This window comes from Paraburkholderia sp. SIMBA_054 (genome assembly GCF_046534875.1).
Classification (GTDB): domain Bacteria; phylum Pseudomonadota; class Gammaproteobacteria; order Burkholderiales; family Burkholderiaceae; genus Paraburkholderia; species Paraburkholderia hospita.
Genome location: NZ_JAWRXV010000017.1, coordinates 55,230 through 69,453 on the forward strand (window position 1 = coordinate 55,230; position 14,224 = coordinate 69,453).

General features: G+C 62.3%; 12 protein-coding genes and 2 pseudogenes. 5 read left to right on the top strand and 9 right to left on the bottom strand.

Going from position 1 to position 14,224, the window contains the following annotated elements:
* Positions 1-67: 67 nt before the first annotated feature.
* Positions 68-580, bottom strand: coding sequence for a DUF1697 domain-containing protein (locus SB822_RS21400; RefSeq protein ID WP_079489019.1), 513 nt, complete (start codon positions 578-580; stop codon positions 68-70).
* Positions 581-783: 203 nt separating this feature from the next.
* Between SB822_RS21400 and SB822_RS21405 the strand changes: the two are divergent.
* The 5 genes and pseudogenes from SB822_RS21405 to SB822_RS21425 form a co-directional block, all read left to right on the top strand.
* Positions 784-890 (top strand): annotated as a pseudogene (locus tag SB822_RS21405) (IS6 family transposase); the annotation flags it as partial.
* Between the two features lie 158 nt (positions 891-1,048).
* Complete coding sequence (locus SB822_RS21410; protein WP_410855583.1) at positions 1,049-1,246, top strand: hypothetical protein; 198 nt, start codon at positions 1,049-1,051, stop codon at positions 1,244-1,246.
* Between the two features lie 3 nt (positions 1,247-1,249).
* Complete coding sequence (locus SB822_RS21415; protein WP_410855584.1) at positions 1,250-1,651, top strand: hypothetical protein; 402 nt, start codon at positions 1,250-1,252, stop codon at positions 1,649-1,651.
* A gap of 400 nt (positions 1,652-2,051) precedes the next feature.
* A pseudogene (locus SB822_RS21420) lies at positions 2,052-2,240 on the top strand (sodium/glutamate symporter); the annotation flags it as partial.
* Positions 2,241-2,322: 82 nt separating this feature from the next.
* On the top strand, positions 2,323-2,589 hold the full coding sequence (locus tag SB822_RS21425) for a hypothetical protein (RefSeq protein WP_007747983.1): 267 nt from the start codon (positions 2,323-2,325) through the stop codon (positions 2,587-2,589).
* A 128-nt stretch (positions 2,590-2,717) separates the two neighbouring features.
* On the opposite strand, the gene SB822_RS21430 is transcribed toward SB822_RS21425, so the two are convergent.
* The 8 genes from SB822_RS21430 to SB822_RS21465 form a co-directional block, all read right to left on the bottom strand.
* Positions 2,718-4,025 carry a ClC family H(+)/Cl(-) exchange transporter gene (locus SB822_RS21430; RefSeq protein WP_410855585.1) on the bottom strand — a complete coding sequence of 436 codons (1,308 nt, stop codon included), beginning with the start codon at positions 4,023-4,025 and terminating at the stop codon, positions 2,718-2,720.
* Between the two features lie 187 nt (positions 4,026-4,212).
* Entirely contained in the window at positions 4,213-5,412 is a 1,200-nt protein-coding gene (gltS, locus tag SB822_RS21435; protein ID WP_094297458.1) for a sodium/glutamate symporter, read from the bottom strand.
* 253 nt (positions 5,413-5,665) lie between these two features.
* Positions 5,666-6,001 (bottom strand): c-type cytochrome, encoded by a 336-nt coding sequence (locus SB822_RS21440; RefSeq protein WP_410855586.1) that lies wholly within the window; start codon positions 5,999-6,001, stop codon positions 5,666-5,668.
* Between the two features lie 29 nt (positions 6,002-6,030).
* Positions 6,031-6,621: a membrane integrity-associated transporter subunit PqiC gene (locus tag SB822_RS21445; RefSeq protein ID WP_079489034.1), complete on the bottom strand. Its 591-nt coding sequence runs from the start codon at positions 6,619-6,621 to the stop codon at positions 6,031-6,033.
* Complete coding sequence (locus tag SB822_RS21450; protein ID WP_079489037.1) at positions 6,618-8,237, bottom strand: intermembrane transport protein PqiB; 1,620 nt, start codon at positions 8,235-8,237, stop codon at positions 6,618-6,620. The genes SB822_RS21445 and SB822_RS21450 overlap by 4 nt, the downstream gene beginning before the upstream one ends.
* Positions 8,230-9,495, bottom strand: coding sequence for a paraquat-inducible protein A (locus SB822_RS21455; protein WP_007737018.1), 1,266 nt, complete (start codon positions 9,493-9,495; stop codon positions 8,230-8,232). The genes SB822_RS21450 and SB822_RS21455 overlap by 8 nt, the downstream gene beginning before the upstream one ends.
* Complete coding sequence (locus tag SB822_RS21460) at positions 9,492-10,991, bottom strand: efflux transporter outer membrane subunit (RefSeq protein WP_079482037.1); 1,500 nt, start codon at positions 10,989-10,991, stop codon at positions 9,492-9,494. Before SB822_RS21460 ends, SB822_RS21455 begins: the two co-directional genes overlap by 4 nt.
* A gap of 1 nt (position 10,992) precedes the next feature.
* Positions 10,993-14,223 (bottom strand): efflux RND transporter permease subunit, encoded by a 3,231-nt coding sequence (locus SB822_RS21465; protein WP_007739156.1) that lies wholly within the window; start codon positions 14,221-14,223, stop codon positions 10,993-10,995.
* Position 14,224: the final 1 nt, after the last annotated feature.

Here is a 14,224-nt window from a genome sequence, read left to right on the forward strand (position 1 = left end):
GTGCTGCAACGGAATACTGGGCAACGCGCAGTGTAGCAACAAGCCCCGTTCTGCGCAGCGCTCTTCGTCATGATTGCGCGGCCCACTCCGCCAGTTTGGCAATCGTGTTGATGTTGCGCGCGGTGCCTGTCTTCGCGGCTGGAATTCTCAGCTTCGTCTTTGCCATGCCGTCGCCGTAGTGCACGTAAATCTCGTGCTTGCCGAGCGCGACCTGTTCGTTCTGCTGTCCGGCGATGTGTTCGAGCGTGTCGGCGGGTGGCGCTGCGTCGAGGAAGATCGCGACCGTGCGATTCGGCGCTTCGTCGCGAAACGGATTCGCGTCCAGCACGGCAGCCATCTCCTTGCCGGTGCGAATCAGCACGCCGACCGGCTTGCCCGCATACGCCTCGAGGCTGCGTTCAAGCGCCTGCTGCACCGCGCGTTTCGCCAGCGTGCTGTCGAACACGACGTTGCCGCTCGCGATGTACGTGCGCACGTTGGTGAAGCCCGCTGCCTCGCACATCTTGCGAAGCTCGGTCATCGGAAGCTTGCCGGTGCCGCCGACATTGACGGCGCGCAACAACGCAACATAAGTGGTCATGGGCGGAATGTAGAGTCGCGATTGCGTTCGATGCTACCGCATCGGCTTTGCAGCGATAGCGTCGACGATCGCGCCCGGCCTCGTCGACGTTCAACGCATCAATGCGCGCCGCCCTTTTCGGTGTCGAGATGCGCCATCTGCGCAGCCGCATAGTGTTCGCCGGCGCTGTCAGGTTGATGGAAAGGCGGCGGTAGCATCAGGCGATAAAGAAGACGAAATCGCTCTATCACGGCCAGCGTTTCCCTGCTGTCGTCATCAGCTGCGCGGTTCGCTGGTATTTCGGTTCGGCCAGAGCCTGCGCGACGTCGAGGGCCAAAAGCGAGCTCGGCCTTGCTTAGATCCATCAAGCGGCATTCACGATGGACGGAACCGTTGGCTATCCTGCGAAAAAACCGATGCGACAGCAATGGTACGCAGTACACTCAATGGACCGCTTCCCGCCAACGATCATTCAGCGGAAGACCGATCATGCGCCGACCTGTCTCGATACGGTATATCGCCGGCTGCATCGCGCTGGGCTGTTTCGTACATGTCGCAGCGGCCGAAACAGTTGCCTACAGCGTTACCGATCTTGGTGCACTCACGGATGGTGCTGCAACCGGCATCAACGAACGCGGCGACATTGTGGGCGACAGCTTTGCCTCCCGTGACATGACCGATCTGTGAACGTTGCCAGGCGGTTCTGCCAGCCGCGCGACGGGGATCAACGCTCGCGGCGACGTGATCGGCTACAGCCGCACAACGGGCGGCAAGACCCATGCATTCCTGTACCCGGAAGGCGGCCATATGACCGATCTGGGCGCACTGCCAGGCAGTTCCGAGAGCGAGGCATGGAGCATCAATGTCCACGGCGACGTGGTAGGCGACTGCATCATGGCTGACGGGACCTACCGCGCCTTTTTGTATGAAAACGGCAGCATGCACGATCTGATTACGCTTGCAGGCGCCGGTTCCGGACTGATATTGGCGAAAGCAGGAGCGATCAGCGACAGTGGGCAGATCGTGGGCTTCGCGCAGGTCAATGGCATCGCGCACGTCGTTCTGCTCACCCCGTCCGGGCACGGCCGTTGAGCCAGTTGTGTGAGTCTGCCTGTACCTCCGAACGTCACTTTACCGGTCGCGGATCGTAACGTGAGGCAGATGCCCGGAGTTCGGGTTCACTCCTTCTTCAAACGAACTGAACCTGTGGATCGCCTGGCTCCAGATCTCGAGAAGCAAAAGGTGACGGCATATCACCGCTGTTCGCTCGCTTAAACTGCCGGCACATAGGCAACGCCCCTGCGCCGATCGCCTCAACTGATCCGCCTGCTTCGTCAGCAAGCTCAGTATCGGTGACGCACAGCTTTCTCCGGCGTTGACGCTGCCACCACCTGCCTGTCGTGACCGTCTTCCAGCGATCATCGTACCTCGACATCACCGTGCCCCACAGTGACAGGCATACCGTTCGCGAAGTACCTGTGACACTTTCCCGGCCGCTAGTCATTGCGGTTTCGGCCCTGGGGCCACGCCGACGGCGATCGCGAACATGCAGGCCATCACGGAGCGGTTTGGTCCATCCCATCTGGCCTTTCTGGTCGTGCCGATGGTAGGCGCATTTTTCATCGATATCGCAAACGCAATCGTCATCAAACTGTTCCTGCTGTTGCCGATTTACGGGTAACTCCCGCCAATGTGCACCCGGATATAACTGGACAAGCCGAAGGAAAACCTGAAATTATCTAGTTGAGCGCAGGAGAGCTATCATGTCGTCGCTGTTGCACCGGGAGATTGATGCACCGCCGTTTCGCGTCGTCGTCAACGCTCGGCCGGAGTATCGACCTGGATCCCCCAACGAGATTGCAGGCTACGTGGCGCGAGCCACCATCACGAGGCTGGACGGATCTCCGGTCTATGAAAGCTGCCTCGCCTATCAGATCTACGAAGGTGAAACCTTCATAGATCCTCAAGCCGCAATGCGCGATGGCGAACAGCGGGCGCGAGAGGACATCAGCACAGGATTCCCGCATTAGGCTTTTCCGGGTGCTTTGCCCGTAAGCGTGGTTCGCCTCGGCCTGCAAGGCCAGAAGATCCCCGCATCGCCAGATATCGGAGCAGGACCGTTCAGCGCGCGCGGAAACGTCAACGCGCGGGTCGGGTCTCACAACCTCTGCGTAGCTTTGTGAGGAAGCCGTTCGCCTAGCGAATCATAGATGGGCGGACAGTGCAGCATGATGGGGACGACCATCGCCGTGAAGCATGCGGTGAGCATCGGCAAGAGCAGCGTAAAACCCCCTGTCATTTCGGTGACCAGGACGATCCCGGTCACGGGCGCACGCACGACAGCCGCAAAAAACGCAGTCATTGCGACTGCGGCAAACGCGCCCGGATCTGCGGCGAAGCCAGGAAACCAGAGGAAACCGATTCTGCCGAAGATGAGGCCAGCTTGCGCGCCAAGTACGAGCATGGGCGCAAACAGGCCACCCGGCGTGCCGGCAGCGTATGAGAGAGCACCGAATCCAAAGCGGATGACGAACGCCACTGCCACGCCTGAAAGCTCGCCGGCCCCCATCAGCGCGCGCTGCGTGAGCGGATCGCCACCGCCTGCGAGGTCTGGTGCAAACCACGCGAGCACCCCCGCCGCTGCCCCGATCAGCGCGGCCCGGACATATGCCGGCCAGTGCGAGAGCCAATCGGAAATAGCCAGCGCCCACAGTATCGCGCGGCAATAGGCCGCGCCTAAAAGACCGACGACGGCGCCGAGCAGGAGATAGGCCGGCACTGTCCCGAAGCCGGGATGTGGGGGAACGCCAAACTGGAAGTCCGGCGCGTCACCATGCATCAGGCGCGCCACGGCGATCGCTCCGGCCGACGCACCAAGCGCCGCGACGGCCATGCGCATTTCGAAGCGGCGCAGCAGTTCCTCAAGCACGAACACGGCGCCCGCAATCGGGGCGTTGAACGCCGTGGCGAGCCCCGCCCCAGCGCCGGCCGCGATCAAGATCCGGCAGTCGTCCGCGTTCCGGCGCATAAGCATGCCAATCCAGTTTGCGATCGAGGAGGCCATCTGAACGGTCGGACCTTCACGACCGAGGGCGAGCCCGGCACCGATGGCGAGCACGCCGCCGATGAACTTCACCGGAACGAGCGCAAGGGGCGCGGGGGCCAGGTCACCGCTCACCACGGCCTCGACGTGAGGAATCCCGCTGCCGATCGCGTCGGGGGCGCGGCGCTTGACCAGGTTCGCAGCAAATGCGGTCGCAGCCGCCGTGGCAAGGAGAACACCAATGAAGCCAACAAAGTGCTCCGTGTGCGCCCATCCGATGAATACATTGCGCACTCTGTCCGCGCTCTCCAGCGCGAACCGGAAAAGCGTTCCGAGCAAGCCGCAGGCCATTCCCGCGATGAGGGAACTGGCGGCTAGCATGACCAGTCCGTGACTGTGCTCCCCCGTTCCGCTGTTGTCCATGATCCCTTCGCATCCGTTATTGGATCCGTGCAATGCTGCATCTGGCTCGCCTCCGTGACAAGACCCTGCCGCGCGCCTCTGAGGGATCTCTCCCACGATAGTCCTTCGCAATTGGCGACTAAACGGACTGATCAACGCGCAACCGGCCGTACCAGGTTCCGCGAAGTGTTGCCTGTGGCGTCAGCCTTCAGTCATAGAGCGGCAGCAACAGAAACAGCTTGATGACGATCGCATTCGCAATGTCGATAAAAAACGCTCCCACCATAGGCACTACCAGAAAGGCCAGATGGGAGGGACCGAACTGTCCTGTGATGGCCTGCATGTTGGCTATCGCGGTCGGTGTTGCCCCAAGGCCGAAGCCGCAATGCCCTGCCGCCAATACCGCCGCATCATAGTTGCGCCCCATCACCCGAAACGTGACGAAAATGGCGTAGGCTGCCATCGCGATCGCCTGCACCACCAGAATGACGAACAGCGGCAAGGCAAGCGCGGCGAGATCCCCCAGCCGCAGGCTCATCAACGCTATCGCAAGAAAGAGTCCGAGGCTCACGTTGCCGAGTACAGACACGGCGTCCTCGAACACGCGATACCAGCCGCGCACCGCGAGTCCGTTGCGCAGCACGACACCGACGAACAGGACGCACACGAACGCCGGCAGCTCGAACGCCGTACCGTTCAGCAATGACGCGAACGCCGATCCCACAGCAAGACAAACCGCAATCAGCGCGACGGTTTCGATGACGGCCTCCGCGGTGATCGGCCGTACCGTATTGGGCTCCTCGAAGCCGGTCGAGGTTGCCACTTCCGTCTCAAGATTCGGCGCGAGCTGATAGCGCGTGATCAGAAATCGCGCGACCGGCCCGCCGATCAATCCGCCGAGTATCAAACCGAATGTGGCACAGGCAATCGCAATTTCGGTCGCCGATGCGAGGCCGTGGCGCTCGGCGAAGACCTTGGCCCACGCTGCCCCCGTGCCGTGGCCGCCCGACAGCGTGACCGACGCCCCAAGCAGACCAAGCAACCGCTCCTGGCCCAGTGCCCAGGCGAGTCCGATACCGAGCGCATCCTGCATCACGAGCAAGCCGACCACGACACCCAGAAAAGCCATCAGCGCCCGCCCGCCCGCTTTTAGTCCGGCGAGGTCTGCGTTAAGGCCGATGGTGGCGAAGAAGGTCAGCATCAGCGGCGCTTGAAGCGTGGTATCGAAACGGACGTCGATCTGCAGGGCGCGGTTCAACGCAAACACCAGCAGCGACACAAGCAGGCCACCGACAACCGGTTCGGGGATGCTGTACGTGCGTAGAATCCTGACCCGGGCAAGAATCTGCCGTCCAAGGAGAAGAACAAGGGAAGCGGCCATCAGCACTTCCAGCGTATCGAGGCTCACGGTGTTCTTCTCCAGTCCAGCGATCGATCATTTGCCCCGGTGACAACGTGTCCCGGTTTCAGTCGACGCGAACCTCAGCTACGTATAACCGCCACCGCCCGCTTGCGTCTTATCGAACGAGAGCGTCCTGCCAGTCCATCACTGTCGAAACGCGGGCGAGCCGACCGATCTGCGTATTGCGAAACCCGCATCACACCTGCGGCCGGCCCGCAGCCCACCTGTGCCATCGGCAGGCATCACGAGACAGACCCGGTCACTGCGCCAGCACCCACTGAGCGACCATGTCGGCCTGTTCGGGCGAAAGCGGTGCGACGCGGTCCGCGTCCGGCATCGTGATATCACCCCAGTGCGCTTTTCCCTGGACGCGCAACTTCTTCGCGAGCGTGGCGCCCGCGCCCGGCACCTTGCGATAGCGTTCTACGATCTGCGGGAACGACGGCGCGAGATTGGCCCCTTGAGTCGTATGGCAAAACATGCAGTGCTGCTCGTCGATCAATCCCGCGACGCCGGACTCCGCGAATGCGTCCCCGGCCGCCGCCTCTTCCAGGAAAACGACGGCCGCAGCCCATGCTCCATGAAACCGTCTCAAGCGCCCCCTAAGAGAGCTCCCTTCAGACGTCAGTCGACGGCGCCCGGCGTACGGATGCCAGCCGCGATCGCGCGGCTCACGGTCGCGAGCGCCCTGCTCCAGGCCACCACCACTGCATCGTAGCCGGCGCCTGCGCAGGGCTCACTCGCGATGGTCCGGCCAGTGATCGGCGGCGCGTTGCCGGGTGGCAGCACCGACCACAAGACATCGACAGACGCGGTATCACCGAGCGAAGCGTCGAAGCTCTGGACGTCGATACGCACTCGCCAGGCCGCCGCCGCGTCGCCGCCAATCGGCAAAGTCGACACGCGAGGGCTGTTCAGCAACTGCGAGAGATCGGCGACAAACACGCGCGGAATCTGGCTCTTCAGCGGATCAGCCCAGCGGGCGAATTCGTCGATCGTCACATGGTTCGTGCCGGCGCGAACCACGATCTGCGGCCGGTTGACGAGTTCGGGCACGGTGACTGCCCCGACCACGACCGTGACGGGCGAACCGCGATTGACGCTTTCGCGCGGCGCCTCCGCGCTCAATGTGTAGAACTCCGACTTCGAACTGGCACAACCGACGAGCGTGATCATCGTCAGTGCAACGGCAAGGCATAGCGACAGGCGCTTCACTTGTTATCCTCCGGCTTGCCGCGAATGAGTGCCTCCGGATGGCGTTCGAGATAGTCCGCCAGCGAGCGGAAAGCGGCCGCCGTGCGCGCCAGTTCGCTCATGGCGTCCGCGGTATTCTGCGCCAGTGGGGCATCTGGCTGTAGCGCGCCGTTCGCGGAATTTAGCGCCGTCTGTGCGGCGGCGAGCGTGTCCCGGGCCTGAGGCACCACATCCGTCCTCAACTGCTTGAGAAGAGTATCGGCGTCGGCGAGCGTCTTTTGTGCGCCCTTCCCGATTCCTCCGAATGGAATCTGGTTCAGCTTGGCGAGGAGACTCGTCACCGAATCCTGCATGGACTGCAGGCCGCCAGGTATGGTTGGCATCTCGGGCGGCGTGGTGGTCCAGTCGACCTTTGCCTTGGGCGCGTTGGGGAAAAAGTCGAGCGCAACGTAAAGTTGCCCGGTCAACAGGTTTCCGGTGCGCAATTGCGCACGTAAGCCGTGGTCGACCAGCGTTTGCGCAAGTCGCTCACGATCGTTGGTGATCCTGCCGCCAGCCCCGCCCTTGACAAAGCGCGAAGTGAAACGCTCTGGATAAAGCCGTATCTCGACCGGGATGCTGAATCGTTTGGTGACGGGATCAAACCCCGTATTGATTGCCGCGACTTCGCCGACCACGATCCCGAGAAAATCGACGGGCGCGCCGACGACCAGTCCCCGCACCGACTCCCTGAACACCAGCACATAGTGGTCGACGATCCGATCGTGGCGCTTAAACGCCTCCGCGCGATCGTTGAACAGCGCGAACTCGGTGTTCGCGGCGGCTTCCGCGTCATCAGGCGTTTCGTCGGGCGTCTGGAATGCGAGTCCGCCGATCAGGATGGCCACCAGCGATTCCGTATTGACCTTGACGCCCGTCGTATCGAGCGACACGTCGATCCCGCTCGCCTGCCAGAACCGCGTATCCGGCTTCACGTACCTGTCGTAAGGGGCGTTGACGAAGACATGCATCGTCACACCCTTTCCGTCCGGGTCCAACTGGTACGAAATAACCTGGCCGACCTGCAGCCGTCTGTAGAAAATGGGCGAACCGACATCGAGCGAGCCCATGTCGGCGCCTTTCAGTATGAACTCGCGGCCCGGCACGCCGATGGCGAACACCGGCGGCGTCTCCAGACCTGTGTAATCGCGCCTCGGCTTCGTCGAAGTGCCCACGTCCATGCCGATGAAGGAACCGGACAGCAAGGTGCCGATGCCCGATACGGTGCCGCCGGAAATACGCGGACGCACGACCCAGAAACGCGTGTCTTCTATCAGCAGGTTCGTGGCATCTTTGGACAGTTCGGCCGTGGCGATCACGCGGCGGTGATCGCCCGACAGCTTGACGTTTTTGACCACACCGATGTCGACGTTCTTGAACTTGATCTTGGTCTTGCCCGCTTCGAGCCCCTCGCCGGTTTCGAAGCCGATAGTGACCGTCGGGCCCTGCTCCATGACCGCCTTCACCGCGAGCCAGCCGCCGATCAGAATGGCGATGAGCGGCACCAGCCACACAATCTGCACCCGCCAGCGCGAGCGCGGTGTGGCAACAGCCTCAGGAACGTCTGGCGACCCCGATTGTCCGGGAGGTTTAGCCATGATTGGGCTCCGTCGCGTCCCAGATCAGGCGAGGGTCGAACGACATGGCCGCGAACATTGTCAGCACCACCACCGCGCCAAAGGCAACCGCTGCCGGACCCGCCTGGATTGTCGCGAGCGCATTGAACTGGACGAGTGCGACAAGAATCGTAATCACATAGATGTCGAGCATCGACCAGCGCCCGACGAGTTCCACCACACGGTAGATGCGCGTTCTCTGCTGCAATAGCGCGAGCGAGCGCCGCTGCGTCGAGATGACGAGGAACATGATCGCGATGATCTTCAGCATCGGGACTGCGATGCTCGCGATAAACACGATGATGGCTAAAGGCCACGAGCCCGATGCCCAGAGGTACACCACGCCGCTCAGAATCGTGTCTTTCTCCGAGCCGAACAGCGAACTGGTGTTCATCACCGGCAGCATGTTCGCCGGGATGTACAGCACCATCGCGGCAATCAGGAAGGCCCACGTCCGCGTAAAGCTCGCCGGTTTGCGCGCGTGAAGATGCGCCCCGCAGCGCGGACAGCTGGCGTCGTGCCCATGCGAGTCCGACTTCGTCAGCAAGCCGCAGCTGTGACACGTCATCAGACCGCTGGCCATTGCCGTGCGTGCGGATGGCGTCGTGAGCTCGTCCCGGTCAGGCACGCCGCTGTAGCGGTCGCCCATTCGCTGCCAGAGCTCGTGCGGATCGAATGCAGCACTGGCAGCGGCGAGCAGCAGCATGAGTGCGCCGAAAGTCCACAGCGCGACGCCCGGCACGACACTGGCGATATGCGCCAGCTTGACCAGCGCGACCAGCATGCCAAGGATCAGCACCTCCGTCATGCCCCACGGCCTCGCCAGATGCATGAGCCGAAAGACGATGTCGGGCCGGTATGGCAGGCGCCGAAGGCGCAGCGGAACCAGCATGTACGCCATGGTGCTCATCTGCAGCAGTGGCATCAGGAATGTCGTCACGAACACCAGTCCCGCGATCGGCCACATGCCGTCGCTGTACAGGACGCGCACCGCGCCCAGCAAGGTGGTCTCGACGAGATCGCCGTTCACCGACAGGCCGACGATCGGATATGTATTGCCGATCACGAACAGCACGATGCACGTAACCGTATAGGCCAGCGCACGATCGAGGCTATCCGGATGGTGGCGGTACAGTTCGGCACCGCAACGGCAGCAGCGCAGCAGGCCCTCGCCTGTCAACGGCGCTTCACGTTGCAGCAGGTCGCATTCGTGACAGGCGATGAGGCGCTCGGCGGTCATTGCGGCTGCTCCGTCGCAGTCTGTGCGGCAGCGGGCGCCGCAGCGCCATGCTGCATCACCTGCCCCGTCATGCGTTCGGCTTCGACGACCCAGCCGCCACCCATCGCCTTGTAAAGACCAATCAGCGAAGTGAATACCAGGCCGTTGGTCTGCGTGTAGCTGAGTTGCGCGTTAAAGAGGCTGCGCTCGGCGTCGAGCACCTCGATGTAGCTCGTATAGCCACCTTCATAGCGCAATCGCGCGAGCCGCGAATAGGTCCGCAATGCATCGACCTGACGGCCTTGCACGACGAGTTGCTCGCGCGACTTCTGCAATGCGATCAGTGCGTCGTCGACTTCCTGGAAGGCCACCTGGATCGACTGCTGGTACTGGAACAACGCCTGTTGCTGCTGTGCTTCCGCCTGGCTCACCTGGCCGCTGATGCTGCCCGCGGTAAAGATCGGCACGGTCAGCGAGCCGGCGTACGACCAGATCCGCGCCGGCCCGGTGAACAGCTTCGAGAACTGGCCGCTCGCCGTTCCGAACATGCCGGTCAGTGAAATCGTCGGAAAGTAAAGGGCACGCGCGGCACCGATCAACGCGTTCGCGGCGATCAGGTTCTGCTCAGCCTGACGCAAATCGGGGCGGCGCTGCAGCAGGTCGGACGGCAGGCCCGCCGGTACCGGCGGCACCGCGAGTTCCGTCAGTTCGCGGCCCCGCAGGATCGGACCGGGGTTATGGCCGAGCAGAACGGAGAGCGCATCTTCCTGCTGGGCGATCTGCGTCTCGATCTGCGGAATCGTGGCGAGCGACGCTTCGTATTCCGACTCGCTCTGCGCAAGTTCCATCTGCGACACGTCGCCGCCTGCAAACCTTGCCTGAAATACCTTGACCGAACCGGCACGGCTTTCCGTTGTTGCCTTCGCGATCGACAGTTGCTGGTCGAGGTCGCGCAAGTTGATGTACGAAGAGGCGACCGACGCCACCAGCGACAGGATCGTCGCGCGCCGGCCTTCTTCACTGGCCAGCAGGCTCGCTCGCGCGGACTCGGTCTGCCGTCGCACCTTGCCGAAGAAATCGATCTCCCATGCGGCCGACAGGGGCGCCTGAAACTCGTTGAATACGGGGTTGACGCCGGCTGGCAACGTCGGCAGCCCAGCGACCGATACGCGCTGACGGGATGCTTCGAAGCCGGCGTTGATTTGCGGAAACAGCGCCGAGCGCGTCGTGACGAACTGGCCGAGAAACTGGTCGACGCGCGCCGCGGCAATTTTCACGTCCTTGTTGTCCGCCAGCGCGGCGGCAATCAGGTCGTTCAGGACGGGGTCCTTGAACTGCTCCCACCACATCGCGTTGGCCACCTCGGCCACCTCGGTGGTTTCAAAGCGGAACGTCGCCGGCGTGGGCACCGTGGGCCGCACGTAGTCCGGGCCGAGCAGACAGCCGCCCAGGCCGAGCCCCAGCCCCGCAAGCAGCAGGGCTGACACCGAACGCATGGGGATCGCGGAGCCGCGCATGTCAGTCGTCCTCGCGCCGGGCAGATGGTTTGTTGGTCGGAGCGCCTGAGCCTGGTGGCAAGACAGGCGGCGTTCCGTCGCCCGCCGCTCCGCCGCCCGAACCAGACGTCTTCTTGCTGCTCCGTTCCGACATCGTTTCGAGCAAGTAGAAGAACATCGGAATGAAGAACACGGCGATTACCGTCGCGCCGAGCATCCCGCCAATCACGCCTGTGCCGATCGAGTGGCGGCTGTTCGCCGATGCGCCAGTTGCGATCGCGAGCGGCACGCAGCCAAGAATGAAGGCGAGCGATGTCATCACGATCGGACGCAGCCGTTCGCTCGCCGCCGAAAGCGCGGAGTCGTACACCGTTTCGCCCGACTCCCGATTCAGCACCGCGAACTCGAAAATCAGAATCGCGTTCTTGGCCGCGAGTGCGACCAGCATCGTCAGACCGATCTGGAAGTAGACGTCGTTCTCGAGGCCGCGCAGCATGATCGCGAGCAGCGCGCCAAACAGCGCGAAAGGTACCGCCATCAGCACGCCGAGCGGCAAGCTCCACTTCTCGTATTGCGCGGCCAGAATCAGGAACACCATGATCAGGCCGAATACGAACACCAGCCCCGACGTACTGCCGGCCTGCCTCGACTCGTATGCTTCGCCGCTCCACCCGAAGGTATAGCCCTCGGGCAGCACCTGGGCCCCGACCTCTTCAATCGTGCTGATCACCTGTCCCGAGCTGTAGCCCGGAGCGGGATTGACCGTCACCTTGACCGCGGGGAAATTGTTGAACCGCGTCACCAGATCCGGGCCAGTGACGTACTTCGATGTCATCACCGCCTTGATCGGCACCATGCTGTTGGTCTTGCTGCGCACGTAGATCTGGTCAAGATCCAGCGGCGTCAACCGATACGAAGGCTCGGCCTGCAGGATCACCTGCCACAACCGGCTCGAACGGTTAAACTGCGACACGTACAGCGACCCGAACATCGTCTGCATCGCGCTGTACACCTCTTCGATGGGCACACCCAGCGTCTCCGACTTGTCGCGGTCAACGTTCACCAGTAGTTGCTGCGCCGATGCATTGAAGGTCGACGTCACGCGTGCCAGTTCAGGTCGCGCCTTGGCTTTGGCGATAAAATTGTCCACCACCGTGGCAAGTTGCGCGATGGTGGCATCGCCCTGAGCCTGGATCCAAACCTCGGTGCCGCCCGTCGTGCCGAGGCCTGGAATCGACGGCGGGTTCACCGGCAAGATCACCCCTTCCTGCACTGAGGAGAGGCTTTCGTACGCGCCGATCAGCACCGCGCGTGCGTTCTGCGTTCTGATGTTCTTGAATTTGTAGCGCTCGTCAAAGCTCTTGAAGCCGATGAAGAACGTCCCTGCATTGTTCTTGTTCTGGCTATCCAGCAGGCTGTATCCGTCAACCACCACCACGCTGCTCACGGCCTCCTGCTTCATGAAATAGTCCGTGACGTGCTGCGAGACATCTCCCGTGCGATCGAGACTCGCCGCGTCCGGCATGATGACCGCACCAAGCAGGTAGCCCTGATCCTCGGGCGGCAGAAATGAGGTGGGAACCGCCCGCACCATGACGACCGACAGCGCGATCATGCCGGCAAACAGCAACAGCGCCACGACGAACCGCTTGATGACCAGCTTCACCATGTTCGAGTAGCCGATCGTCATCCGCGCGAACCAGTTGTCGAACCATTTGAAAAAGCCGCGCTTTTCATGGTGTCCCGGCTTGAGCAGCAGCGCCGCCAGTGCTGGCGACAACGTGAGTGCAACCAGTCCCGAGAACACCACCGAAATCGCGATGGTGATGGCAAACTGCTTGTACAGCTGTCCCGTGATGCCAGCGAGGAAGGCCACCGGCACGAACACGGCGCACAGCACCAGCACGATCGCGATGACCGGGCCGGCGACCTCGTCCATCGCCCGCTTGGCGGCGTCTTTCGGACTCAGCTTGTGGACGTTCATGTTGCGCTCGACGTTCTCGATCACCACGATCGCGTCGTCCACCACGATACCGATCGCAAGGACCATACCGAACAGTGTCAGCATGTTGATCGAGAAACCGAGTGCGAGCATGCCCATGAACGTGCCGACGATCGATACCGGCACCGCAAGTACCGGTATCAGCGTGGCGCGCAGGCTCTGCAGGAACACGAATACGACGACCACCACCAGCACGAGGGCTTCGAAGAAGGTATGAATGACGTCTGCGATGGATGCACGGGTGAAGTCCGTCGTGTCCATCGCAATGTTGTATTCGATGCCTTCCGGGAACGACTTCTTCATCTCGGCGAGCGTAGCGCGCACCTGCTTTGACACGTCGAGTGCGTTGGCGCCCGGCTGCTGATAAACCGCAATGACCGTTGCTGGCTTGCCCTGAAACTTGCTGCGGATCGAGTAATCTTTCTGGCCGAGTTCTGCGCGCCCGATGTCCTTGAGCCGCACAATCGCGACGTCGCCGTTTGCGGCACGAATAATGATGTTGTCGAACTCAGCGGGGTCGGTCAGCCGGCCGGTGGTAGTGACTGCAAACGACTGTTCGACCGCTGTGCCCGTCGGCGACTGCCCGATGCGTCCCACCGCAAATTGCTGGTTCTGATTGGCCACGGCCCTCTGCACGTCGGCCGCTGTGATGCCCAGTTGGGCCATCCGGTCTGGCTTCAGCCAGATGCGCATCGCGTAGTCGGGCGTGCCGAAGATAGCCGACTGGTTCGCACCCGATATGCGCTTGAGCGCATCGAGCACGTAGATGTTCGCGTAGTTGGCTATATAGGTCGCGTCGTAACGCTCACTGGGCGAATAGATGGCAATGACCATCATGAAGGCCGACGACTTCTTCTGCACCTGAATGCCCTGCGACTGCACTGACGAGGGCAATTGCGGCAAGGCCAGGTTCACCCGGTTCTGCACATCGACCTGCGCGAGCTCCGGATTGGTGCCGATCTGGAAGAAGGCATTGAGCGTGTAGGCGCCCGTCGACGAACTCGACGAGTACATGTAGATCATGTTGTCCGCGCCGTTGACCTGCTGCTCGATCGGCGCGGCCACATTGTTCGACATCACATCCGCACTCGCGCCTGGGTATGTCGCGGAGATCGTGATCTGCGGCGGCGTGATGTCGGGGTACTGGGCGATCGGCAGATCCAGCATCGCCAGCGCGCCGCCCAGCGTGATGACAATCGAGATCACCGACGCGAAGATCGGGCGGTCGATGCAGAAGTGGGAGATGTTCATA

Coding starts and splice junctions, on each gene's coding strand:
- SB822_RS21400 (WP_079489019.1), bottom strand. CDS start 580: ATGACCACTTATGTTGCGTTGTTGCGCGCCGTCAATGTCGGCGGCACC.
- SB822_RS21410 (WP_410855583.1), top strand. CDS start 1,049: ATGCGCCGACCTGTCTCGATACGGTATATCGCCGGCTGCATCGCGCTG.
- SB822_RS21425 (WP_007747983.1), top strand. CDS start 2,323: ATGTCGTCGCTGTTGCACCGGGAGATTGATGCACCGCCGTTTCGCGTC.
- SB822_RS21430 (WP_410855585.1), bottom strand. CDS start 4,025: ATGGACAACAGCGGAACGGGGGAGCACAGTCACGGACTGGTCATGCTA.
- SB822_RS21450 (WP_079489037.1), bottom strand. CDS start 8,237: ATGGCTAAACCTCCCGGACAATCGGGGTCGCCAGACGTTCCTGAGGCT.
- SB822_RS21455 (WP_007737018.1), bottom strand. CDS start 9,495: ATGACCGCCGAGCGCCTCATCGCCTGTCACGAATGCGACCTGCTGCAA.
- SB822_RS21460 (WP_079482037.1), bottom strand. CDS start 10,991: ATGCGCGGCTCCGCGATCCCCATGCGTTCGGTGTCAGCCCTGCTGCTT.
- SB822_RS21465 (WP_007739156.1), bottom strand. CDS start 14,223: ATGAACATCTCCCACTTCTGCATCGACCGCCCGATCTTCGCGTCGGTG.